A 23,659-nucleotide genomic window follows, 5' to 3' on the forward strand; every position below is an offset into this window, starting at 1 on the left:
CGCAACTATCAGTGATGCGGGCCCTGTTCGCCCCGCTGAGCGTCGATCAGATCCATCGCATCCTTCAGACCCAAGCCCGGATGCAGTTCGCGTAGTGCCTTGATTGCCGGAATACGGTCGTCAGTCGACGCGAGTGCGCTACGGACGTCGTCGGCGGGTATTTCGGTGGGGGCAGTCGTCCCTTCCCACCACACCGACTGAGGTTTGTTCCTGTTTCGCCAGGCTTGGCCTGCGTAGTACGCAGACCCGACCGTCGCGAAAAGCCAGATTGCGAGGAATGTCCAATTCCAAGCTGTGGGTTCTGTGATGACCTTGTCGATGGTGCTTGGGCCGAAGAAAACGAGTAGCCAAACCAGCACGATCGTCTGCCACCATCGCTCGACGCGCCTGCTCGGATTCCACCACTCGGCCATCGATCGATACTCGCACAGTGCTGCGGTTTCGATGCGACGATGGAGATCATGGAGATTCGTGATGCGGTGGAGCGATTTCGAGGGGAATCAGGGACCTCGACGATCTTCGGAGAACCGCACCAGACCAGCGACGGATCGACGATCATCACGGTTTCGCGTCTACACCGGCGGTGGCGCCGCGACCCGATACCGGTGCCAGTGGGAGTGTTCTCGATCCACGAGGGTGAGCCGTCGTGGTCACCGGCCGTCGATCACACCAGGGCGGCTTTGATGGGGGAGTTCATCGGGTTGGCGGCCGCAGTGATCGCAACTCTGGCCGTTCTACGTCGACCGCCCTGGCCTGATGTGACGATTCAGAAGGGGTGACCCAGAATTACGCCGATCAGTTGGAACGGCATCGCGAGGAACATCGATCCGACGTAGAGCGGATAGCGAATCGGATCGCCGGCGAGGTAACCCTCGGCGAGCCAGGCCATGACGTCTGCTGATCCCATAGTCGTTACTTCCCTTCGCTGTTGTGGTTCACCGACATTTTCGGTCGTGGGAGTTGTTTTGTTACAAGCGAACTCGAAGGAGGGGTACATGCGAAGGCAGTTTCGACGCAGCAAACGTCGTCAAGCGAGATCCCCGGGGGCGGTGTCCTCTAACAGCTAAGTCTCGATACTTAGCACTGTGCCGTAGTGAAATCTGTGCATTCTGCACATGTCGGGACAATTAGGTGAGCCCTACAGTCGCTGCATGACAACGACACCTTCTCCTCTCTCAGGCAAGACCGTCGTACTGATCGGCGGCGGAACAGGCATCGGGCTGCGAGTGGCGCAGCTTGCCGTCGACGCCGGCGCGCAGGTAGTTCTCGGTGGCCGAACCGCATCCAAGCTCGAAGCAGCGGCCGCGCAGCTGGGTGAGGCTGCGCACTGGTTCACCGTCGACACCTCCGACGACGACTCGGTGAAAGCGTTCTTCACCAACATCCCCAGCGTCGACGCTCTCTTCACGACGGCTGCCGATTACCAGGTCGGCTCGTTCCGTGAACAGAGCGTCGAGGAAGCGGCGTCGCCGTTCACCTCCAAGTTCTGGGGGCAGTACCGCGTCGTGCACGCTGCGCTCGACAAGCTGACACCCACCGCATCGGTGGTCCTCATGTCCGGCGCTGCCAGTGTGCGGCCACCCGCAGCTGCCGCGGCATACGTTGCAGCCAACGCGGCAATCGAGGGGCTCGGGCGGGGGCTGGCGGTCGAACTGTCGCCGATCCGCGTCAACACTGTCGCTCCCGGAACCATCGACGGGCATCTGTGGGCTCAGCGCCCGGCGGAGGTTCGGGAGGCCGCGTTCACCTGGAGTGCCGAGAACAACGTGCTCGGCCGCGTCGGGAACGAAGACGAGATTGCACAAGCGGTGTTCTATCTCTTCACCAACACGTACACAACGGGTTCCACGCTGTACCCCGACGGCGGGTACGCGTTGCGTTAGACCCGTGCCATTTGGCGACTGTGTGAAATGACGACTGTGCGAAATGCATTGTCGTAACACGAAGAAACGCCAATTCGCCCATAGGCGTGACCCCTGCCACATTCGTACCGTCTTCTCCGAGAACACTTCCCAACTATTCGAGGAGTCCGTCATGAAAAACACGTCAACGACCGCCGCCGGCGGTGAAGTGTCCGACGGTGACGACTACGCGCTCACCCGCGTTCCCGACGAAGCACGATATTCGTGGTTCTCGGTGGCAGTACAGCGATTCGGTCAGGTATCGGCACTCGCACAGTTCTTGCTCGGTGCGACGCTCGGCTACGGTATGACGTTCTGGAATGCCTTCTGGGCATTGACAGTCGGGGCGGTGATTCTCGAGGTCGTCTGTATTTTCATCGGCATCATCGGGGTTCGTGAAGGGCTCAACACATCGGTGGTCGCACGCTGGTGTGGATTCGGGCACGCAGGTTCCGCGGTGATCGGTTTGGTGATCGGGGTCAGCCTGATCGGTTGGTTCGGCATTCAATCTGCTGTCTCTGCATCAGGTTTGCACGGAATCATGCCGTTTCTGCCGCAGTGGGCGTGGGCTTTGGCCTTCGGTCTCCTGATTACCGCGATAGTCCTTCGCGGGTTCGGATCCATGCAACTGATCGCCAACATCACCGTTCCGCTGTTCCTGATCCTGGTCGGTTGGGCCGTCGTCGCCGAACTGCGTAATCACTCGCTGTCAGATCTGATGACATCTGCTCCAGCCGGGCCGGAGCTCAGCTTCCTCGCCGGAACTACCATCGTCGCAGGCGGTTTCATTGCCGGAGCAGTGATCACACCTGACATGACGCGCTTCAACCGCACGGCAGGCGATGTCGTGAAGCAGACGCTCGTCGGAATAACGTTGGGCGAATACGTGATCGGGCTGACCGGTGTTCTTCTTGCCCATGCCGTTCGCAGTTCCGACATCGCCACGATCATTCTCTCGTCGGTCGGTTGGGTCGGCGTTCTGATCATCGTTCTCGGCACCTTCAAGATCAACGACTGGAACCTGTACAGCTCGGGGCTCGGCGTCGTGAACTTCATCGACGTCGTGTTCGGTCGACGGATCAATCGCGCAGTTGTCACAGCAGTTGTCGGCATCACCGGTTCGGTCCTCGCGGCTGCCGGAATCCTCAACTCGTTCACCGACTTCCTGATCCTGTTGGGCGTCGGATTCCCGCCGATCGCCGGGATCATGGTGGCGGAATACTTCATCGTCAAGACATGGCGCAAGGATCTGGAGGAGAGTCGAGCTGCGGGTACCCTCCCGAACTCGGCACCCACTTGGGTACCGGCCACGCTGGTGATCTGGATCGTCTCGGCGCTGATCGGTCATTACAGCACCTTCGGCCTGCCGTCGATCAACGCGGTGGCCTCGGCCTTCGTTCTCTACGTCGTCGCGGGTCGACTCGGCCTGATTCGCGGAGTTGGACGCACCGCAACCGAAGCGCCGCAAGAGACTTCGGGAAAATCTGCGCTCACGCACTAGCACGGCACACACTGTAGAAGGGAGTTCGCGATGCGAATCGGAATCGACGTCGGTGGTACGAACACCGATGCGGTCCTGATGGACGGGACCACCGTCATCGGGCATGTCAAACACTCGACCAGCAAGGACATCACCGGCGGAATCGGCGGAGCTCTGACGGCGCTGCAGCAGCAGTACTCGTTCTCTCCCAGCGCTGTTCAAGCAGTGATGATCGGCACGACGCACTTTCTCAACGCTCTCATCGAGCAACGCGGACTTGCACCGACAGCGGCTCTGCGATTGGGGCTTCCGGCGACCGCGGCGCTTCCGCCGATGGTGGGGTGGCCGCGAGACCTGGTCTCCGCTGTGCAAGGAAGGCGCTACCTCGCTCACGGTGGGCACGAGTTCGACGGTCGTCGTATTTCGTCGCTGGACCCCGACGAGATTCGCCGCCATGCCGCCGATATGGCTCGCAGCGGTACTCGTTCGGTCGCAATATCTTCGGTGTTCTCTCCGGTCAATCTCGAATGCGAAGCGGCCGCCGCGGAGATCGTGCGTGAGGAACTCGGCCCGGACGTCGCAATTTCGCTCTCGCACGAGATCGGTCGAGTGGGTCTACTTCAGCGGGAGAACGCGACCATCATCAATGCTGCGCTGCGCGAGCTCGCCGATCACATCGTCGACGGTCTTGCCCGATCTTTGGTCGAGCACGGCATTGTCGCGCCGCTGTACCTGAGCCAGAACGACGGAACCTTGATGGACATCGAGTACGCGAGGCGTTATCCGGTGGCGACTTTCGCTTCGGGGCCGACCAACTCCATGCGAGGCGCCGCTGTGCTGTCCGGTCTGGCCAGCTGTGCGGTGATCGACATCGGAGGTACCACTACCGACGTGGGCGTATTGACCAACGGTTTCCCGCGAGAAGCCACCACGGAGGTGACGGTCGCCGGGGTACGGACCAATTTCCGTATGCCGGACGTCTTCTCGATCGGTATCGGTGGTGGTTCGCTGGTGGATGCAGACGGACTCACAGTCGGACCCGAATCTGTGGGATACGAATTGGGTTCACAGGCACTCGTATTCGGCGGTGACACGTTGACGGCCACCGACATAGCCGTCGCGGCAGGCTTGGCCGACGTCGGAGATCGCAGTGCGGTGGCGCACCTCGACCGCGGCCTGGTGTCGACGGCACTCGACCGGATCTCGCGCCGAGTCGCCGACGCCGTGGAACAGATGCGGACCACGTCGGATCCACTTCCCGTTGTGGCGGTTGGCGGGGGATCGGTACTGCTGGAGCGTGAACTCCCGGGCCTGGGAATGGTGATTCGTCCTGAGCGCTTCGATGTTGCCAATGCGATCGGCGCTGCGATCGCGCAGGTCAGTGGTGAGGTAGATCGAGTCGAAGCGGTGCGGGACGGGCACCGGCAGGTTTTTGCCGACGATGCTCGCCAGGAGGCGATCGATCGGGCAGTCGCCGCAGGCGCACGGCCCGAGTCGGTGCAGATCGTGGAGTTCGACGAGGTCCCGATTCCGTATCTGCCGGGCAACGCAACGCGTATTCGAGTGAAGGCAGTCGGTGACTTGGCACTGCACAGTGGTTTGGTCTCCATCGGTCAGGAGGGCTCACGATGAGTTGGACACTACGAACGGCGGACCTCGACGACCTCGCCAGGGGCGCAGCCTTGTTGGGCACCGGCGGCGGGGGAGATCCGTTCGTCGGCAAGATGTTGGTCACGCAGGCGCTCGGTGAGGCCGGTGAAATCACAATTCTCGATCCGGAGGAGCTTGACGACGACGCATGGGTGATTCCCGTCGCGCAGATGGGTGCCCCGACCGTCGTGGTCGAGAAGATGCCGCGCGGAACCGAACCCGAGCTGGCGCTGATCACGTTGGAGAAGCACACGGGTCGAACTGCAGATGCCACGATGCCGATGGAGTGCGGCGGAATCAATTCGATGATTCCGTTGCTGGTGGCCGCGCGGCGCGGCCTGCCGGTTGTCGACGCCGACGGGATGGGACGAGCCTTTCCTCAGCTCGAGATGGAAACCTTCTCGGTGTACGGGATTTCGGCGAGTCCGCTCGCCATGGCGAACGAGCACGACGAGGTGGCGATCTTCGACACCGGAAGTGACAACAGCAGATTGGAGGGCCTCGCCCGCGGGGTGACGTCGAGGTTCGGTGGGATGGCGCACATCGCGCAGTACTCGATGACGGGTGCAGATGTGAAGCGGACGGCGATCCCACGGACTCTGTCGTTGGCCATGACCATCGGCCGGTCCATCAGACTTTCACGTGAGCAGCGGGTGGACCCGGTGCAGGCGCTTGTCGACAGTCTCGCCGACACGCTCTACGGATACGGGCGAGTTCTCTTTCACGGCAAGGTTATCGATGTCGACAGGCGAACCGATGAGGGGTTCGCTCGCGGTTCGGTGCGGATCGCCGGCGTCGGAGACGAAGAGCTGGAAGTTCAGTTCCAGAACGAAAATCTGATCGCCGTCCAATCCGGAGTGATGGTGGCGATCGTGCCAGACCTGATCTGCATCGTCGAGGCCGATACCGCCGAACCCATCACCACCGAGGGCTTGCGGTACGGGCAGCGCGTTGCGGTCATCGGGATCGCGACCCCACCCATCATGAGAACCCCGGAGGCACTGGCGGTCTTCGGCCCGGCTAGCTTCGGGCTCGATCGCCCGTTCCTGCCGGTGGAGACACTCGAGCAACCTGTACTGGCAGAATAGCGAGCCGTGAGCAGGCTGCACGCGGTCCGGGAGGCCGACCTCGACGCGATCGCAGCGGGGGCGGTGGTCCTGGGCTGCGGCGGGGGCGGCGATCCACGCTTGTTCGTGGAATTGCTGCGTCCACTGATGACGTCTACTTCGGTGGAGGTCATCGCGCCGGACCAGTTGCCGGAGGAGGCATTGGTGATGCCGGTGGGAATCGTCGGATCGGCCCTGGCTTTGGAGGAGCAATTGCCCTCCGGGCGTGAGTTCGCAGATACTGCAGCAGCTTTGACGCGCTGGACCGGGAAGCGTCCGACCGCGGTGATGACTTTCGAAGGCGGTGGACTCAACGCTCTCTCCGGCATTGCGGCGGCGTTGGCGTTGGGAATTCCCGTGGTCGACGCGGACCTGCTGGGTCGAGCGATGCCGCGGCTCGATCACTTCTCTCTCGCCGCAGCCGGGTTGGAATTGTGCCCGGTCACACTCGCCCAGCCCGGCGGCCTCATTACCGTCGTCGACGGAGTGGATGTGCTCGGCGCCGAGGTAGCAGTGCGGGCGTTGATCGGGAGAACCAGCGGTTGGGGCGCTCTGGCGATCGCGTCGATCGATGCGCGGACGGTGCAGGAGGCGTGCATTCCGGGAACTCTCTCCCGAGCATACGAACTGGGTCAGCACATCGGGGCACTGGGCAGTTGGCAGGAGATCGCGGAAAGCTCCGGGGCCCTGGTAATGGGGACTGGCCGGGTGCGTGCGGTCCGTCGTAGTCGTCCGGACACCGGCGATCGTCGGGGCAGCGTGATTCTCGAACACGATTCTGCGGTGATACGAGTCGAATTCGAGAGTGAGTTCCTGACCGTCGCGTTGGACGGCGAGATGATTGCAACGTGCCCGGACATCGTGACGTTGCTCGACGTGCGGACCGGCGCCTTCGTCTCGTGTGAATCCGTGCACCAGGGGCACGATGTGGCCGTGTTGGTTCTTCCCGGTCCACAGTGGTGGGCGGAAAAAGTGGGCAGATTGAAAGTTGTCGGCCCGCGGGCATTCGGGATCGACCACGACGCAGTGCTGATGGAGGCGCGATGAGCGCGAGTGTTTCGGCGTTGCTGAACAACCCGGCCTTTGTCGGGCTGTATCGACTTGCCGGGGAGGGTGATCCCGTCGTGACGACAGTGGGAGCACTCACCGGGGAATCGGCACAGTCGGCCGAGGCCGTGTCGGGTGCGGCGAGTTCAGGATCAGTTCTGGTGATTCTCGATCGAATCGACATCGGGGAGTGGAGATTCGACGCTCTCCTTCGGCGCACAGCGGCGACCGGCTGCCAGGTGGTCGCTGTGCACAGCGCTGCGGCGGAGGATGCGAATCTCTCGTTGCTTGCCGATCGGCTCGGACTGGTGGTGCTCGGAGTATCCGACCCGTGGCAGTTCAGCGTGGATCTTCGTGATCTTCTCTCGAATTCGCGGGCGGTGATGGCCGACGCAGTACTGCGGGCGACACACGCGGGCCAACGAGCCGGAGGAAGCGTCGAGAATCTTCTGTCGGTGCTACTGAACACCTTTCAGCGTTCATTCTTTCTCCTGGACACGTCCGGACGTCCGATGACCGGCGCCGACCTGTTGTCAGACGCTGATCGAGCAGCTGCCGGTATGTTGTCGGGTCGCGGGGCGCCCACCACGGTCGAATTGGACTCCGGCGCGGTCCTGATTGCGTGCCCGGTGATGTCCGGCGCAGCCCGAGAGCCCTGGCTGGCGGTGCTGCTCCCGGTGCGTCAAAGCGTCGAAGAGGCTTCTCTCTCAGTGGTTCTCGACGTGGCCTCGTTGGCTGCCGGGCACCGACTGGCCGTTGCGCGCATGGTCGACGAGCGTGAAGCGCGCCGGCGTAGCGCGTTGCTCGGTGAACTGATCGACACGTCAGCAGACGCCACACCCGGACTGCTCCGGCGCGCACTCGACGCGGGTTGGATGCTGGACGGATGGCACATCGGCATCAAAGTCCTGGCGGTCGGTGAGGTCGACCTGGTGGCAAGACGCAGCGAGGTTGCAGATGCTCTCGCCGCCGAGGGAATCGACGCCAATGTCGTGGAACAGGCTGACGGCTGGGCGGCGTGGACGACTCTGCCAGGCGAGCCGCGACCGGAGGCGATCACCAGGATCGCCGAGTGCATCCGTGCAGCTCAGGCCAGGTTGGAACCCACGATGGAGACCTGGGTAGGTGTGGGACGCGCACACGACGGTCCGGCTGGAATCGGTTCGTCCCTGTCGGAGGCCGGGGATGCCGCTCGGCTCGCCGGTTCCCGATCTCAAACAGGTCGATTCCTGCACGTGGACCGCCTCGGGCTGGCGCAGTTGCTGCTGGCGTGGACGCGAACCGACACCTTCCAGCCTGCGGCCGCGGCATTGCTCGCACCGCTACGCGATTCCAATGGAGAGTTGCTCGAGACTCTGTCGACGTACCTCGACGAAGAATCGTCTCTGGCTCACACCGCAACCCGAATGGGCTTGCACCGCAACACCGTATCGAGTCGGATCGATAGAATTCAGCGCCTTCTCTCGGTCGATCTGGCCGATCCGGAAACCAGGCTTGCGCTCCACCTCGCCTGCCGGACGATCGCGCCGTGACGACGGTCTTCGCAGCTTCGTCTTGACAAGCGCGGGAGGTTCCTGCCATCCTCGTTGCCAGGTCACGAGTACCAGTGTTCAGCCCCGGCTTGCTGGTCGGCAACCCTCCTCCGCGGTGGGGTGCTCCGGGTGACGACCCGGCTGCGTTCGAAAACGAATGCGGCAAGCGCGGACTCTTCCGGGGCCATCTCCCGACGAACGAGTCCTTGAACGTGAGGATTGTCTTCGATGACTGCTGTATTGAGTGCCGACACCTGCTGCACCACCGCGATTGCCAAGGATTCGGGTGCCGACCTGCAGGTTCCATTGGTTCAGGGCGGCGAATGCTCCTACGCCAACTTCGACTACGCGGCCAGCGCGCCGGCATTGGCCCAGGTCACCGACCGTATCGCCGAATTGTTGCCCACGTACGCCAGCGTCCACCGCGGTGCCGGCTACGCGTCCCGGATCTCCACGCTCACCTACGAGAACGCTCGTGAATCCGTTGCTCGTTTCGTGAACTGTGCCGACGATCAGGTTGTCGTCTTCACCCGGAACACCACCGATTCGCTGAACCTGCTTGCGCAGTGCGTCCCCGGCAGCACCGTCGTCCTCGACGTCGAGCATCACGCAAACCTGTTGCCGTGGAACGACGCTCGTATCGTCACCGCCGCAGACACCATCGAAGAAACGATCGAGCGTCTGATCGGTGAACTGTGCACCAAGCCTGCCGCGCTGCTCGCAATCACCGGGGCCTCCAACGTGACCGGTGAGATCCTGCCGATTGCACGTTTGGCTGACATCGCTCACCGTTGCGGCGCACGTATCCTCGTCGACGCTGCTCAGTTGGCTCCCCACCGTCGCATCGACCTGCAGGAATGCGGCGTCGACTACGTAGCGTTCTCGGGCCACAAGCTGTACGCGCCCTTCGGCGCCGGCGTTCTCGTCGGCCGCCGTGACTGGCTCGACGAAGCTCAGCCGTACCTCGCCGGCGGCGGCGCCGTGCGTGAGGTGACCGTCGAATCCACCGAGTGGGCTTGCGCGCCCGCACGCCACGAGGCGGGTTCCCCCAACGTGCTCGGTGCGGCAGCCATCGCGACCGCCTGCGAAACCCTGCACGCCCTGGACTTCGACGTGATCGCCGAGCATGAGAAGGCGCTCACCGCCCAGCTCACTGACGGCTTGTCCGCCATCGAGGGCGTCTCACTCGTGCGACTGTGGAACGACGCTCCCGACGCCGTCGGAATCGTCACCTTCACCGTCGACGGATTCGAAGCGGGCGAGATCGCCGCATTCCTCTCCGCCGAGCACGGCATCGGAGTTCGCGACGGTCGCTTCTGCGCACATCCGGTTCTCGCGCGCCTCGGCCTCTCCGGCGGTGCAGTTCGCGCCAGCCTCGGCCTCGGTAGCAGCTCGGACGACGTGACGCGGTTGGTCGACGCCGTGAACATCCTGGTTTCGAATCAGCGTGATTGGAAGTACGCGAAGACGGCAGGTGCGTGGAACCCTGTGCCCGAGACCCGCCCCTTCCTCGGAGCCGCAGACGACAATGCCGGCGCAGCCGAGTGCGTCTGAGCTGAGCTCGGTCCCCGAAAACTCGAACGGACAACTAGCATGGCAGCCATGGCACCAGCGGATTTTCCCGCCACCCCTTCGAGAGTGAGCATCACTCTCGGTCAGTGGTGCCGTCGCCATGTCGATCTGTGCCGCACCTCTTCAGGAATGTGTTCGAGCTGACGATTCGTCTCGCTCATCCCATACTTTTCTGATTTTCGGAGGTCTCACATGTCTTCACTCGCTTCGCATTCTCTGCACGTAGCGGTCGAGTTGACCGGATCCGGTCACCATCCGGCCGCTGAGGGCGCACCCGGCAACCTGCCCATCATCGGCGGCGACTACTGGGTGGACCTCACCGAGGGTGAAAAGGCTCTCGATTTGGCTTCATTCCCTACCAATGTGGTTCGGATTCGCGCTGCGGATCTGCGTGAGGCACAGCTCGAACGCGCACGGATACGCGCTGCCGTCGCTGAAGAAGGACGCGATCCCGACAGCGTCGCAGTGCTGGTCGATCTCGAGATTCTGATCGCGCCGGAGGCTCGCTCCGCTCGTAAGGAGCTTGCGCAGTTGGACAGCGCGTTGACCTCGCCGCGGGTTCCCGTTTCGCTTCATTACGTCGGAACGCCTTCCGGTCTCGGCAGTTTGATCGCCGATATCCGAGCTGCGGAGGTCGCCGACGGCGTTACGTTGCTGCCTCTCGCATTGCCTCGCACGCTCGAGCATCTGGTGGACAGCACCATTCCGTGGCTTCAGGATCGCGGACTTGTCACACCGTCCACCGCAGTCGACGAGGTTCTCGGGCGTTTCGGACTGCCGCCCCGTCATCGCACGCTTGCGTCCTGATCGTCACCGATTGCATCTGCGTACAGGTGGAACAGCGACGGTAATTCGTCGGCACCGTCCACCTGTGCCAGAAGCGTCCAGCACTGCGCAGTGATCGACCGAGCCCTCGTGCCGATCCAGTTGGTGGGCAGTAGTTCCGGCGGCAACAGCGGATCCGGTTCCATGGCTCGCGTGAATTCCGCCGCGAGTTCGATGGTCATCGTGACAGCATCGGTACCCGGACTGTTCTGCAGTTTGTGCAGGCGTGCGGTCGCTACGTCGAGTAGCCGTTCGTATCCGTCAGCGATCTGGTCCAGTGGCCACAACTGCGCGGCAATCTTCACGGGGTCTTCGAGAGTGCCCACTTTCAGATCTCGGGTGGTGAGAGAAGACAGGTGCTGTTCGACGTCGAGTTCGGCGGCCGCATCGCGAATATACGGTTCCCAGGCGTGCGGCGAGACGTACAGACCGCCCTGGACGAGCGCGCCGCCGAGGTAAACGACCCTGGTGCGCAGCGCATCTCGCGCTTTCCGTGACGACTCCGGAATTGCGAATCCGGCCAGGTGCCAATACCCGTCCCACGGCGTCACAGTGTCGCGGTCTTGTCGATAGGCCAGCCGAACGAATTCGACGTCGGGTTCCATCTCGCGCAGGGCTTTCGGCGTTGCTCGTAGCGTGGCCTGCCGCCCGCGACCTTCCTGAGTGAACTTCCCCTCGGTGACCAACCGCTTGATGCACAGCCGAACCTGTTGATCAGTTTTGCCGAGGGCGTCGGCGGTGGCATAGAGGGTGTGCCCGTCGACAGTTCCGTCCGTGCGCAGTAGTCCCTCGATCAAGATCCTCGTGGGTACATCGACGTCCCTGTCGGTCATCGCCATGTCCTTTCCTCGCTTCTCGACATCTTCGCCCACAACTGTACTATCGAATGCAATACGATCGTTTCAAATTCGTACGTTAGGGCGGGAAGATGGCAGCGGAATCGATGAGCGAGGGCAAGAGTAAGCCTCGTTTACGCAGGTGGATGGTTACTTCCCTGGCGGTGGTCGTTGTTCTGATCGCGACTCTGGTGGGCTGGACGCTGTACCAGAACACCTATGACATCCGTGAGGAAAAAGTGACGATCACCGGGGGATCGGTGCCGCTCCAGGGAGTCCTTGCACTGCCCGAACACGGTGACGGTCCCTTCGGGCTCGTGGTTTTCGTCCACGGAGACGGCCCGGTCGATGCAACACATGAGACGTTCTATCGACCGGTGTGGGAGGCGTTCGCAAAGGCGGGGTACGCGTCACTCTCCTGGGACAAGCCGGGGGTGAATGGGGCACCGGGCAATTGGCTCGACCAGAGCATGGACGATCGCGCGGCAGAAACGGAAGCGGCAATCGAGTGGGCGCGGGGACGTTCGGATATCGATCCGTCTCGGATCGGTCTGTGGGGTGCAAGCCAGGCAGGGTGGGTGATGCCCAAGGTGGTGAACCTCGACCCGGACGTAGCGTTCGTCATTGCCGTGGGTCCCGCGATCAACTGGCTCCAACAAGGCGAATTCAATACCCTAGCCGAACTTTCCGAGAGAAATGCGTCGGCCGACGAGTTCGAGAAAGCGCGGGTCGATCGTGCGAAGAACTTGGATCAGTTGGCCCGTGATGCATCGTTCGACGATCTCGTGGCCTCCGGCGAGGCCGACGGTCTCACCGAAGACCGGTGGAACTTCATCCGAAAGAACTACCTCTCGGATGCGCGAGCCGATCTCGAAACCGTGAAGGTTCCGGTGCTCTTGATCATCGGCGGACAAGACGTCAACGTCGACGTGGCTGATACCGAAAGGGTGTACCGCGAATTACTCGACTCGCCAGGGCAACTGGTGGTCAAGAAGTACCCCGACGCTACGCATTCGATCGTGGACAAGGATCTCGAAGACTCGGAAGTGAGGTCCGCTCTGGTGGCCGTCCTTGCTCCCCGTTCGATCTTCGCTCCCGGCTATCTAGCGGATCAGACTGCATTTTTGGAGGGAATTCATGGCTGACGGAATCACGGTTGTCGCACTGGGTGGTGCCGGTGCCATGGGCTCGGCAGCAGTTCGTCTGGCCGCAACATTGCCGGGAATCGGCAAGGTAGTAGTCGCGGATCGCGATATCGATGCTGCGAAGCGTCTTTCAGTTGAACTGGCGCAGGCGTCAGCGGAAGTCGAGGCGCGCAGCATCGACGTCACGGACGGTCGCACGCTACGTGAATTGCTTGACGGCGCAGACGTGGTCGTCAATACGGTCGGACCGTTCTTCCGTTTCGGCGTCGGCATTCTCCAGGCAGCGATCGAGACCGGGACTCACTATCTCGACATCTGCGACGACTGGGAGCCGGCCGTCGACATGCTGGAATTGGACTGTGCCGCGAGGGGAGCCGGAATCTGTGCGGTAGTCGGCATGGGCGCAAGTCCCGGGATGAGTAACCTCCTGGCCGCGATGGCAGTCTCGCGATTGGACGTGGTCGACGATCTGTATACAGCCTGGCCGGTTGATGTCGAGGGCGAGGACGAGTCGGTGGACACATTGAGTGCAGCCGCCGTTCACTGGATGCAACAGATCAGCGGCCAGGTTCCGGTGGTTCGTGCGGGGCGAATCGTCAACGAAGAACCGTTGCGTTCCATCGCACTCGAACTGCCCGGCGGACGTCGGGGGAACGCTTACGTGGTCGGGCATCCGGAGCCGGTGATGTTTCATCGGACCATCAATCCTGCGGGGCATTCGGCAAATCTGATGGTCATCACACCGGAAACCGTGGCGTTTCTCGACGTTCTCCGCGCCGACATCGACAAGGGGAGAATCGATCTCGACTCGGCCGCCGAAGAATTGGGCAAGCCTTCGCTCGGACGGATGATCCGTGCTGCGCCTCGAATGCTCACGCGCGCCGGCCACGGATCCCTGCCGTTGTTCTTCGCCTCGGCGACAGGAATGTTCGACGGAAGAGCGATGCGCGTCGTGGCCCGGATTGCAGACGATTCACCGGTGTCGGAGTTGCTGTCGGACATGGCCGGTGCAACCGGAATCCCCTTGGCGCTCGGCCTTGCTCAGGTGGTGTCCCGGCTCGCCGACGGAACGATTTCGGATCGGATCGGTGTGCACTCACCCGAGAGCGTCGTCGACCCGGAAGTTCTGTTCACTGCGCTGGCGCGGTTGTTCGATCGAACCGACTGGAGTGAGATCGTCACCGTCGAATCCGAGTTCCGCTAGTCAGTTCGCGGCGTGTGATCCGATGCGACTGCGGATTTCGGTCTCGACGCGATCGGCGTCCTTGGGGCTGAACGAAGGCGATCCGTGGCCGGCGAGAGTGAGTACCACCGCGGTCTCCTTCCGCGGGCGTGAAAGATCCAGGCTGTACCACGAGCTGAAATCTGTTGTTCCCCAGATTCGTAGGCGTCCGCTCAGCCATGACATGACTCCGAGGTCGACGGATTCGATCTGCGAGTACGGGACGAACTTGCTGACAAACGGGAAGTAGTAGAGGCGGATCGTGACGCCCTGATCGTCGATCCGGACGGTTCGGTCCTCGTAGATTGTCGATGTTCCTGCACTCGCAGTGATAACCCGGTTCCTGCTGGTCGATGCTCTCGATGGCTGCCTGAAAACCAACCATACAGTCTTTATTGGGACAGGCTGCGAGCGCGGGCGTCAAGCGCTGGTGGGCCTTGAGACGACGAGATCGCTCACCGCGATCTGGGCATTGCCGATTGCCGTCTGAACTGGTTCGCAACTGCTCGATGCTCGGGCGAGCGCAAGAACTGCGGTGAGCAGGGCAGCGTCGGGCTCTCCTTCGAACGGTCCGCTCTGGACATCGAACTTTCCAGCTCGCAACTGCTTTCGGGCGTTGATTCCCAGTTGTGAAATGACCTCGTCCATCGCGGTCAGGCATTGGGCGAGCGCTCCGATCGACCAGTAGAGCTCGGCTGCAACGACGGGTGTCCCCGACGCCACGGTGCCGGCGCGGCGTAATCGGTTGTGGGTGTCGAGGAGTATCTCGGGCAGTCCGTGGTCTGCGCAGTGTTCCATCCCGCCGCCTCCGTAAGGTGTAAAGTTAGGTTATTCAATTACGGTAAAGCAGGGAGGTAAGGGATGCAAGTAGTTTTAGACGATTACGTATCCGGTGCGTCGTTTGCGACGGACCTGGTCAACACCTCACCCCGAGTGTGGGTGGAGGCTGGTGACGCGTTGCCAGACTCCCAGACGCTTCGGGATCTACTGAGTGAACACGGACTCTCGCCGGACGCACTCCGCAACGGACGCGGGCCGACCAGCGGTGAACTTGCGGACGTTCAGGGGCTCAGAGAGGAAATTCGTTCGGTTCTCGATGCTCCGACTGCCGGCGAACTAGTCGATCGCACTCATCAACTTCTCCAGGCCGTCCCGCATCACGTTCGACTTACGCCAGATTCCCAGAACGGCTATCGGTGGAATGCAGTACCGGACAACACAATCGATCTCGCGGGTGAACTCACGTTGTTGATCGGATACTCGTTGCTGGGGACTCTGCGCACATTGGGGTACGAACGATTCCGTCCATGCGCATCGCCGACGTGCAACGGGGTGTTTGTCGATACAAGCCGGGGAGGGCGACGCCGCTACTGCATGCCGGCGTTGTGCGGCAACCGAATCAACGTCGCGAATCACCGTCAACGGCAGCGTCGTACTTAGCGTCTGCGCTTGCCCGGTCGATAGTGACAATCGAACAGAGTACGGCCGACTGTATGGGGAACTTCAACGAGATACAGACCACGTCAGTCCCGCACGATTGTCGCCATGGGAACTCCTAGTAGATGGCGGCTCGTATGAAAGCCCGTTCTGTCTCCGCGACAGCAGTTATCAGCGTTGGCGTTTTCACCCTGGCCGGGTGTGGCGGCGCATCCAGTCCCGAAGGTTCAGTCGGTGAGTATGCAAAGGACGGCAGTTTCACGACTGTCATCAACGCCGATCCCGGAAATCTGCACCCTCTGATCACCAACCTTACGTCGACTCAGATCGTGAACGCGTACTCGTACGATTCGTTGATCGACATCGACGCGCAAACACGCACTGTGCGTCCCTATCTGGCGGAGAGCTGGAGTGAAGAAGGGAACACGCTGAAGTTCGTGCTCAAGAAGGGCATCACTTGTGCCGACGGCACTTCCTTCACCGCACAGACCGCGGCCGATGACATCAACTGGGTCATGGATCCTGAAAACGCTTCACCGCTACGCGGATCCACTGTGCCGATGTCGACTTCGGCCTCAGCGGACGGTGACGAACTGACGGTGACTACCGCCGAGCCAGCGCCCTTCCTGCTCTCTCGAATCGGCGCGTTGCGGCTTCCGTGCGCTGCGACGCTCGAAGACCCGGCCAGCATCCGTTCGAGTAGCAATGGAACGGGTCTGTTCAAGGTCACCGAAGTTGTTCCGAACGATCACATCACGATGGAACGCCGCGACGGTTACACCTGGAGTCCGAACGGCGAGACCACTTCCGACACTCTCGGAGTGCCGAAGACAGTGACGATCAAGATTGTCACCGATCCCAGTACGACGGCGAATCTTGTTCTCACCGGCGGAGTGAATGCCGCAGCGGTCACCGGTTCGGACGAGGAACGAGTCTTGGCCGCGGGTCTGGATTCGAAGACCTACACCACGTTGTCCGGCGAGTTCATCTTCAATCATTTCGCGGCCCTACCCACGGCAGACCGTGCTGTGCGGCAGGCCCTCGTGCAGGCAGTAGACCTGGACGACTACACCGAGATCACCACCGGCGGTAAAGGAACCCGCGCACGCGCCCTCGCGGTTTCGGAACCCCTTGCCTGCGACTACAACAGTGTCGAAGGGACGATCCCCGATTTCGACGTCGATGCAGCAAAGAAAACGCTGTCCGACGCAGGTTGGAAGGCGGGGGCCGACGGCATCCTGACGAAGGACGGTCGACCGCTTGCCCTCAACGTGATTTTCAACAACTCACGCGATACGAACTCTGCCGCCGCGGAATACGTGGCAACACAGTGGGAAGGACTGGGCGCGAAGGTGAAACTGACCGGCGGCGACTACAGTTTTGTCATCGCCAACACATTCAGCACCACCGACCTGTCGTCGTGGGACGTTTCCATCGGTTTGACGCTGGGGAGCGATACGCCGAGTATCTTTGCGAAGTACTTCACCGGCCCACCGAAGCCTGAAGGAGTGAACTTCGCTTCCCTCGACAACAAGAAGTACATCGAATTATCTACTCAGGCTTCGCTTCTTCCCGGTGACGAGTCCTGCAAGGTCTGGGAGGAAAGTGAGCGGGCATTGTTCAAGGACGTCGACCTGCTGCCGGTATCCACGACTCCCGCTCACATGTTCTTCAACGGGGCAACGTCGATCTATCCGCCATCGAGCGGAATCCTTCCGGGCTCGGCGATCCGTGTCCTGAAGTAGGACCCTCGGCAAACGCTCACTTTCGGGTATTGATCATCCGAAGAGCAAACCGAAATACCACTGCAGCACCCGCACCTGCAGCCAGGCCGGCGACGACATCGGCAAGAAGGACACCGACGCCTATGCCCAGGACGGCAGCGGCGGCGACAGCAAGGGCTACGTCAGCACGAGGAGCGGCGATCGCGGCATCCTTTCCCCGAGTATCGAACGAGCACCCATCTCAACGGAGCATGTCACGAAACTGTCGTCCGCAGGTGTATCAACAGCAAAATGTGTGAAACGCGTCGGCCCCGACGGAGTTGGACTCCGCCGGGGCCGGGCTGTGTGTACAGCGCAGTGTGTATTGCGCGCTGGCTCAGTGTGTCGGAACGGATTCCTTCGAGGAGGTCGGGGACGTATCGGTGTGCTGGCTACCAATCTCCTTGCGGGAGTTGGAGCTGTTGAACCGAGGGAGGAAACCGGCCAGGACGAGTGCGACGACGGCGGATCCGGCAGCGAGGGCCATGACGACGCGGAAAGCGTTCTCCGACGGCAGCGTTGCCCCACCGATGGACATGGTCATCTGGGCGATGACGACACCCGCGATGGCGCTGGCGAATGATGTACCGAGGGAGCGCATCAGGGTGTTGAAGCTGTTGGCTGCACCGGTCTCGGACGGAGGAACAGCCCCCATGATGAGAGCGGGCATCGCGCCGTAAGCCATACCGGTACCGGCGCCGATGATCACGGCGATCACGATCAGTTCCCAAATCGAGTGCATGGCGAAAATGCCGATGCCGTAACCGATTGCGACGACAACGGCGCCGAGCATGAGCGTCACCTTGGGGCCGTGCGAATTGGTGATACGTGAGGACAGCGGAGAGATCAGCATCATGATGATGCCGGAGGGAGCCATGACCAGACCCGCGGTGAGCATCGAACCGCCTAGGCCGTAACCAGTGACTTCAGGCAACTGGACTACCTGGGGAAATACCATGCTGGCGGCGAACATCGCGAACCCGAACACGATCGATGCGAGGTTGGTGAAGAGCACCTGGCGGCGGATGGATACGCGTAGATCCACCAGCGGCTTGGGGGTGCGTAGTTCCCACCAAGCCCAGAATCCGAATATCAGGATCGCGGCGCCGAACAGGGAAAGCGTGAGCGTGCTCGTCCAACCCCAGTCGCCACCCTTGGAAATGGCCAGTAGTAGAGCGATGAGGGCGGCTGAGAGCGAGATTGCCCCGCCGAAGTCGAACGTGCCACCTGTGCGAACCGTCGATTCGGGGACCAGGACGACAACAAGAACGGCCGCAAGAGCGCCGAGCACGGCTGACGCCCAGAACAGGACGTGCCAGTCGGCGTACTCGGCGATCAAAGCCGCGATCGGAAGACCTAGAGCGCCACCGACTCCCAGTGAAGCGCTCATCATCGCAACAGCGCCGGCGAGCTTCTTGGGCGGAAGCACGTCGCGCATCACACTGATGCCCAGCGGAATGACGCCGGCAGCAAGGCCCTGCAGGATTCGGCCGGCAACGAGGGGGATAACGCTCGAACTGAGTGCTCCGACCACCGAACCGGTGACCAACAGCGCCATGCTGATCAGGAGTAGACGCCGTTTGCCGAACATGTCGCCCAAGCGGCCCATGGTCGGGACGGCGACGGCAGCTGCGAGCAGCGTGGCGGTCACAGCCCACGCGGTATCGGACGCCGGCGCGTTCAGGTACTCGGGCAGATGCGGGATGATCGGGATCACCAGCGTCTGCATGAGCGAGACGACGATGCCGGAAAACGCCAGAACAGCCACCACTGCGGTGGTGGCTGGCGACTTCGTTGTCTGTGGCGGCGTTGTCGGTGGTGGTGAAGTGGTTGACGACATTGCGGTAACTCCATCGGAGGAAGAACGAATAATGGTTTAAGTCAGTTGCTTGAACTAAAGTTAAATCAATTGACTGACTTAACGGAAGGCTGTGTCTCCGATCGTGACGAATATCTCCGGTGCCGAGCAGCTTCGGATGGTCGAGGATGATGGTGTCCATGACTACGAGGACTGAGGACGCGTCGGCAGATGTCGGCGGCGCCGCAAATTCCGCGCGCTCTGCTGCAACCCGAGACCGCATTCTCGCCGTCGCCGAGCAGTTGTTCGCAGAACATGGAGTCTTCGCGGTTTCGAACCGTCAGGTGAGCGAGGCGGCAGGTCAGGGCAACAATGCTGCCGTCGGATATCACTTCGGAACCAAGACCGATCTGGTCCGCGCGATCGTGAACAAGCATTCCCAGCAGGTCGAGAAGAACCGTGGCGAACTGCTGCGTGAGATCGAAGGGTCCACAAATGTTCGTGACTGGATTTCGTGTCTGGTTCGGGCGTCGACCGATCACTACGCCGAAATGGGTGGCCCGACCTGGTATGCGCGGTTCAGCGCGCAGATTCTCACCGACCCGGTCCTGCGGAAAATCGTCTACGACGAGGTACTGGCCTCGCCCACCCTGCAGGAGACGCTTCGGGGACTCTCTGACTGTCTGGCCGACATGCCGATGAGTGTTCGACGCGCCCGCGCGGACATCGGACGCAATGCGATCGTGCACATGTTCGCCGAACGTGAGCGCACGCTTGCCGAAGAGGGGCCGGACGCGGTCATGTCATGGGAGGACTTCACGACCGATCTCGTCGACGCGCTGGTCGGACTTTGGACGGCTCCGATCAGCCGCTGACCGGCCGTTTGTCCGCGCTAGCCGCCCGCCCCGGGGCAACCCTGCGGGATGGATCTCGCGTCGGTGGAAGATCCAGGAGCAAGCCGACTCCGGCAAGAATGACGACGAGCCCGCCGACGAGCGCGAAGGTGACAGGTTCGTGCAACCACAGCACTCCGATAGCTGATGCCGAAATCGGAACGAGAAGCGTGACGGCCGATGCCGCGACTGGACCCGCCTGACGAATTATCCAGAAGTAGACCAGGTAGCCACCGGCGGTAGCCCCCAGCCCCAGGGCTACCACGGCGATGAGAGGGCCGACGGTTATGGGCCCCGGTGGGGGAGCGACGGCGGACACCGGCACCAAGAGGGCGACCGCGGCAAGTTGCTGGCCGAGGGCCAGAGTCAGGGGTGGAGTGTCCTGGAACGACTTTCGTGCGTAGACACCTCCGACTGCGTACAGCAGCGCCGCGGTCAAAGATGCGCCAATGGCCAGCATTGCGCGACTGTCGATCGCTGACGGAATTCCGCCGACAAGCACCGAGACGCCGACGATGCCGATCGCGACCCCCGAGAGTTTTCGCCAGGTGATCTTTTGTCGAAGCCAGAAAGCGGCGACGAATACGGTGAACATCGGAGTCGTGGCATTCAGGATCGACGCCGTCGACGAGTTGAGGCCGACGATCGCAGTTGCGACAAGCGTCAGGGGCCCAGCGACGTTGAGGGCAGCCAGCAGTAGGAATGCAGGAAACCGATGACCGACCGCGCGCCAGGTCGATCTGCTGGAAGCAGTTATCAGCGCGAGAACCAACGCTGCAACAATGAAGCGGCCGTGCGTCGTGCCGACGGCGCCGAGAGTTGGTGCTGCCACAGCAACCAGGGGGAACGAGCTTCCCCAGAGCATGCCGACCAACAGCAAAGCTCCAACTACGGCGAATCGGCTGCTGCCGATTGCTTTCCAGTTCTTCATTGCTCCTCTTCGTCGACGACCTCGCGGACATGGCTGGTTGATGCCAGACCTACCCTATACCCCCAGTAGGTATAGGGTTGACTGTGTCGTGATGCTGCAGGTGATCCGAGACTGGTGACGCATTATTCTTTCTCCCGCAATGGTTTATACGGCGATGTGTCAACTGAACGCACCCTTAGGTTCAGTCAAATATACCTATAGGGGGTATATTGGCGGTTGTATCGGGCTCGCTTTGCGGGCCGCATCCGTCCCGCAAAAGAACAGGAATCCCAATGAGCAGTTGTGGCTGTGGCAACACCCCGAAGTCTGACGCCAAAGGCGATGTCGGCGCTGTCGGTTCGGCGATGCCGACCGGTGGGAAAGACCTACTCACCGCTGGCAGTAGTGAACTTGTCGAATGTCGGGTCATGCCCGGCAGCGTGATCGAGAAGGTGCGTGCCGAAGCGGAAGGCCTGTTTCGTGACTTCGAAGGTAATCGGTACTGGTTCTGCTGCAAGGGATGTGGTCCTCGGTTCGACGCAAATCCCAGGAAGTATGCCGACGTGAGCTGAGCGAAAAGTGGTGGTGCAGGCGATGGCTGCACCACCACTTTCGTTGAGGCCCAATCGAGGTTCGGGCAGACCGTCGACATCAGACGGTGCGAGCGCATGCGCACTGGGTTGCCGCCAAGGTGCATTGGCCTCGCGTGGTTTCATACGTCGCCTGTCCGGGCAATTCAGCAACTGTCTCCCGAGGCCAAAGTGCAAATCCTGCAACGGCTCCCACTGCGGCAAGCGCTGCAAGGATGCTCCAGGTGACCGCAAATCCCGCGCTCGAACCAACCCATCCGGCGATCGGATAGGTGACAAGCCAGGCAAGGTGCGACAGGGAGAACTGGGCTGCGAACACCTCCGGTATGCCTGCGGGTTCGACGGAGCGCCGAAGTACTTTTCCGGTCGGAGTGACGATCATGGCCATGCCGGCGCCGACGAGCGCCCACACTGCGGCAGTGAGCATCCACGTGAATACACCGGCCACGGCGAGGGCTGCTGCCGCGCCGGCGCTGACGACCAGGACAACGGAACCTGCTGTCATCACGGTACGTTCAGCGGTTCTGTCGAGAACGCGTGGAAGAAGAAGCGCGGTCACCAACGTGCCGGTGCCTGACGCGGCAAGCATCCACGCCACGTCGGATTGGGTTCCACCGAGCTCGTCGCGGACGTAGTTGACGGTGTTGACCACCACGATCGATCCGGCTGCTGCCACCACGAGATTGAGTGCCATGATGCCGCGCAGTCGCGGCGTGGTCACGAAGATCCGCATCCCCGACGCGATCCGATCCCACGCCTTGCGGTGAGTACTTCGGCGAGCGTTGGGGATTCGGGTGGCCAGCACGAGCAGTGCCGAGACGGCAAAGCCCACGGAGGTGGCGACGAACAACAGGTTGAATGTCATGAAGGACAGAGCGACTGCGGCAAGAACAGGGCTGAGCAGACTTTCCATCGTGTAAGCGACCTGCGATGCCGACAGCGCGCGGGTGAAATCGGCCTCGTCGGTCACGATGTCAGGGATGACCGCTTGGAACGTGGGAGTGAACGCTGCCGACGCAGCTTGGAGAACGCCCACCAGCACGTAGATGTGCCAGATCTCGCTGACGAAGGGCAATGCGATCACGACCGCTGCGCGAATGGCGTCGAGGACAACGAGGAAAGCCCGTCTCGGCAACCGGTCTACGTACGCCGCCGCGAGTGGAGCGATCACGACGTACAGGGACATCTTGATCGTCAGCGCGGTGGCCAGCACGGCTCCGGCGCTCGGTCCGGCGAGTTCGTAGGCGAGTAGACCCAGCGCAACCGTCGCCAACCCGGTGCCGAACAGCGCGATGATCTGGGCGCTGAAGAGCAGGCGATAGTCGCGAATCAAGAACAGACGCAGGCTGTTCCGTTCCGGTGCGGAGTTAGCGATCCGGTTCATTTGGTTTCACTCCCGCGACAAGATTGAAAGCTCCGGTCAGGACATTGAGGGCGACGATTCCGACTACGTCGGCGATCTCGCGATCACCGTAGCCGTGCGCTCGAAGGCCCGTGATGTGTTCGTCTGAAATCGAGGCAGGCTCCCGATAGACGCGAAGCCCGAGGTCGATCATTGCCGCGATGGCGGGATCGGCCGAGGTGCCCGCGCGGGCACGCTCGATCTCGTCCGCCTCGACGCCGTTGGCGTGCGCGGCGGCCACGTGGGCTTCGAGGCAAACAGCGCAACCTTGCTGGACCTGCACAGCGATAGAGATTCGCTCGGTGATCTTGCGGCTCAGTTTCGCTCGCTTCATTGCTCGGCTGAGTTGCAGATAGCCGCCCAGCACAGCGGGCGAATGAGCCATCGCCGCGACCATGTCACCGACCTGTCCGTGACGGTTGACGAGTTCGGCGAGAAGGTCTTTCGATGCACCGACAGCGGTGGTGGGCGTGAGAGAAGCAAGGCGCGACATAACGAGTCCTAAGTGGTTCCGCCGGTGGTGGGTTCGGCTGGTGACAGCCGGCCGAAC

The 23,659-nt window shown here is 61.9% G+C and carries 24 protein-coding genes and 1 riboswitch; of the genes, 15 read left to right on the forward strand and 9 right to left on the reverse strand.

Going from position 1 to position 23,659, the window contains the following annotated elements; genetic code table 11:
• Positions 1–8: 8 nt before the first annotated feature.
• Positions 9–413 (reverse strand): hypothetical protein, encoded by a 405-nt coding sequence (locus RhoBH5_RS24500; protein ID WP_050655917.1) that lies wholly within the window; start codon positions 411–413, stop codon positions 9–11.
• Positions 414–452: 39 nt separating this feature from the next.
• Here RhoBH5_RS24500 and RhoBH5_RS24505 point away from each other — a divergent pair, with 39 nt between their 5' ends.
• Positions 453–779, forward strand: a complete 327-nt coding sequence (locus tag RhoBH5_RS24505) for a hypothetical protein (RefSeq protein WP_039972778.1) — start codon at positions 453–455, stop codon at positions 777–779.
• On the opposite strand, the gene RhoBH5_RS24510 is transcribed toward RhoBH5_RS24505, so the two are convergent.
• A complete protein-coding gene (locus tag RhoBH5_RS24510; protein WP_003941170.1) occupies positions 767–907 on the reverse strand; it encodes a hypothetical protein in 141 nt (46 codons plus the stop codon). The genes RhoBH5_RS24505 and RhoBH5_RS24510 overlap by 13 nt on opposite strands.
• Before the next feature lie 244 nt (positions 908–1,151).
• On the opposite strand from RhoBH5_RS24510, the gene RhoBH5_RS24515 reads away from it, so the two are divergent.
• The 8 genes from RhoBH5_RS24515 to RhoBH5_RS24550 all read left to right on the forward strand — a co-directional run bounded on the left by RhoBH5_RS24515 (position 1,152) and on the right by RhoBH5_RS24550 (position 11,095).
• Positions 1,152–1,883 carry an SDR family oxidoreductase gene (locus RhoBH5_RS24515; RefSeq protein WP_042922757.1) on the forward strand — a complete coding sequence of 244 codons (732 nt, stop codon included), beginning with the start codon at positions 1,152–1,154 and terminating at the stop codon, positions 1,881–1,883.
• Between the two features lie 151 nt (positions 1,884–2,034).
• Positions 2,035–3,402 (forward strand): purine-cytosine permease family protein, encoded by a 1,368-nt coding sequence (locus tag RhoBH5_RS24520; RefSeq protein ID WP_050655918.1) that lies wholly within the window; start codon positions 2,035–2,037, stop codon positions 3,400–3,402.
• Between the two features lie 30 nt (positions 3,403–3,432).
• Complete coding sequence (locus tag RhoBH5_RS24525) at positions 3,433–5,013, forward strand: hydantoinase/oxoprolinase N-terminal domain-containing protein (protein WP_007727140.1); 1,581 nt, start codon at positions 3,433–3,435, stop codon at positions 5,011–5,013.
• Entirely contained in the window at positions 5,010–6,119 is a 1,110-nt protein-coding gene (locus tag RhoBH5_RS24530) for a DUF917 domain-containing protein (protein WP_050655919.1), read from the forward strand. The genes RhoBH5_RS24525 and RhoBH5_RS24530 overlap by 4 nt, the downstream gene beginning before the upstream one ends.
• A gap of 6 nt (positions 6,120–6,125) precedes the next feature.
• Positions 6,126–7,184: a DUF917 domain-containing protein gene (locus RhoBH5_RS24535; protein WP_050655920.1), complete on the forward strand. Its 1,059-nt coding sequence runs from the start codon at positions 6,126–6,128 to the stop codon at positions 7,182–7,184.
• Positions 7,181–8,716, forward strand: coding sequence for a PucR family transcriptional regulator (locus RhoBH5_RS24540; protein WP_050655921.1), 1,536 nt, complete (start codon positions 7,181–7,183; stop codon positions 8,714–8,716). Before RhoBH5_RS24535 ends, RhoBH5_RS24540 begins: the two co-directional genes overlap by 4 nt.
• 60 nt (positions 8,717–8,776) lie before the next feature.
• Positions 8,777–8,891: riboswitch (SAM riboswitch) on the forward strand.
• A 53-nt stretch (positions 8,892–8,944) separates the two neighbouring features.
• A complete protein-coding gene (locus RhoBH5_RS24545; RefSeq protein WP_270008890.1) occupies positions 8,945–10,270 on the forward strand; it encodes an aminotransferase class V-fold PLP-dependent enzyme in 1,326 nt (441 codons plus the stop codon).
• Positions 10,271–10,480: 210 nt separating this feature from the next.
• Entirely contained in the window at positions 10,481–11,095 is a 615-nt protein-coding gene (locus RhoBH5_RS24550) for a hypothetical protein (RefSeq protein ID WP_050655923.1), read from the forward strand.
• Here RhoBH5_RS24550 and RhoBH5_RS24555 read toward each other — a convergent pair.
• Positions 11,074–11,952, reverse strand: coding sequence for a phage repressor protein (locus RhoBH5_RS24555; protein ID WP_050655932.1), 879 nt, complete (start codon positions 11,950–11,952; stop codon positions 11,074–11,076). The two genes, RhoBH5_RS24550 and RhoBH5_RS24555, sit on opposite strands and share 22 nt — an antisense overlap.
• A gap of 143 nt (positions 11,953–12,095) precedes the next feature.
• Here RhoBH5_RS24555 and RhoBH5_RS24560 point away from each other — a divergent pair, with 143 nt between their 5' ends.
• Positions 12,096–13,094 carry an alpha/beta hydrolase family protein gene (locus tag RhoBH5_RS24560; RefSeq protein ID WP_065456205.1) on the forward strand — a complete coding sequence of 333 codons (999 nt, stop codon included), beginning with the start codon at positions 12,096–12,098 and terminating at the stop codon, positions 13,092–13,094.
• Positions 13,087–14,298, forward strand: coding sequence for a saccharopine dehydrogenase family protein (locus tag RhoBH5_RS24565; RefSeq protein ID WP_054187867.1), 1,212 nt, complete (start codon positions 13,087–13,089; stop codon positions 14,296–14,298). The genes RhoBH5_RS24560 and RhoBH5_RS24565 overlap by 8 nt, the downstream gene beginning before the upstream one ends.
• On the opposite strand, the gene RhoBH5_RS24570 is transcribed toward RhoBH5_RS24565, so the two are convergent.
• Both RhoBH5_RS24570 and RhoBH5_RS24575 read right to left on the reverse strand, forming a co-directional pair.
• Positions 14,299–14,697: a hypothetical protein gene (locus RhoBH5_RS24570; RefSeq protein ID WP_270008891.1), complete on the reverse strand. Its 399-nt coding sequence runs from the start codon at positions 14,695–14,697 to the stop codon at positions 14,299–14,301.
• A gap of 39 nt (positions 14,698–14,736) precedes the next feature.
• On the reverse strand, positions 14,737–15,114 hold the full coding sequence (locus tag RhoBH5_RS24575) for a hypothetical protein (RefSeq protein ID WP_270008892.1): 378 nt from the start codon (positions 15,112–15,114) through the stop codon (positions 14,737–14,739).
• Positions 15,115–15,177: 63 nt separating this feature from the next.
• On the opposite strand from RhoBH5_RS24575, the gene RhoBH5_RS24580 reads away from it, so the two are divergent.
• Both RhoBH5_RS24580 and RhoBH5_RS24585 read left to right on the forward strand, forming a co-directional pair.
• Positions 15,178–15,756, forward strand: coding sequence for a CGNR zinc finger domain-containing protein (locus tag RhoBH5_RS24580; protein WP_261257104.1), 579 nt, complete (start codon positions 15,178–15,180; stop codon positions 15,754–15,756).
• Between the two features lie 134 nt (positions 15,757–15,890).
• Entirely contained in the window at positions 15,891–17,498 is a 1,608-nt protein-coding gene (locus RhoBH5_RS24585) for an ABC transporter substrate-binding protein (protein WP_058227997.1), read from the forward strand.
• A 355-nt stretch (positions 17,499–17,853) separates the two neighbouring features.
• Here RhoBH5_RS24585 and RhoBH5_RS24590 read toward each other — a convergent pair whose 3' ends face one another.
• The gene (locus tag RhoBH5_RS24590; RefSeq protein WP_058227979.1) at positions 17,854–19,356 is read right to left on the reverse strand and encodes an MFS transporter; all 1,503 of its coding nucleotides are present in this window, start codon (positions 19,354–19,356) and stop codon (positions 17,854–17,856) included.
• Positions 19,357–19,514: 158 nt separating this feature from the next.
• Between RhoBH5_RS24590 and RhoBH5_RS24595 the strand changes: the two genes are divergently transcribed.
• Entirely contained in the window at positions 19,515–20,189 is a 675-nt protein-coding gene (locus tag RhoBH5_RS24595) for a TetR/AcrR family transcriptional regulator (protein ID WP_270008893.1), read from the forward strand.
• On the opposite strand, the gene RhoBH5_RS24600 is transcribed toward RhoBH5_RS24595, so the two are convergent.
• Positions 20,179–21,138: a DMT family transporter gene (locus RhoBH5_RS24600; protein ID WP_270008894.1), complete on the reverse strand. Its 960-nt coding sequence runs from the start codon at positions 21,136–21,138 to the stop codon at positions 20,179–20,181. The two genes, RhoBH5_RS24595 and RhoBH5_RS24600, sit on opposite strands and share 11 nt — an antisense overlap.
• Positions 21,139–21,410: 272 nt before the next feature.
• Here RhoBH5_RS24600 and RhoBH5_RS24605 point away from each other — a divergent pair, with 272 nt between their 5' ends.
• Positions 21,411–21,689 carry a YHS domain-containing protein gene (locus RhoBH5_RS24605; RefSeq protein WP_003941173.1) on the forward strand — a complete coding sequence of 93 codons (279 nt, stop codon included), beginning with the start codon at positions 21,411–21,413 and terminating at the stop codon, positions 21,687–21,689.
• 79 nt (positions 21,690–21,768) lie between these two features.
• Here RhoBH5_RS24605 and RhoBH5_RS24610 read toward each other — a convergent pair whose 3' ends face one another.
• Positions 21,769–23,091 carry an MFS transporter gene (locus RhoBH5_RS24610; RefSeq protein WP_176742012.1) on the reverse strand — a complete coding sequence of 441 codons (1,323 nt, stop codon included), beginning with the start codon at positions 23,089–23,091 and terminating at the stop codon, positions 21,769–21,771.
• Positions 23,075–23,602 (reverse strand): carboxymuconolactone decarboxylase family protein, encoded by a 528-nt coding sequence (locus RhoBH5_RS24615; protein WP_020906029.1) that lies wholly within the window; start codon positions 23,600–23,602, stop codon positions 23,075–23,077. Before RhoBH5_RS24615 ends, RhoBH5_RS24610 begins: the two co-directional genes overlap by 17 nt.
• Positions 23,603–23,659: the final 57 nt, after the last annotated feature.

Origin of the sequence: Rhodococcus sp. BH5 (genome assembly GCF_027583855.1) — a bacterium.
Taxonomy (GTDB): domain Bacteria; phylum Actinomycetota; class Actinomycetes; order Mycobacteriales; family Mycobacteriaceae; genus Rhodococcus_F; species Rhodococcus_F qingshengii.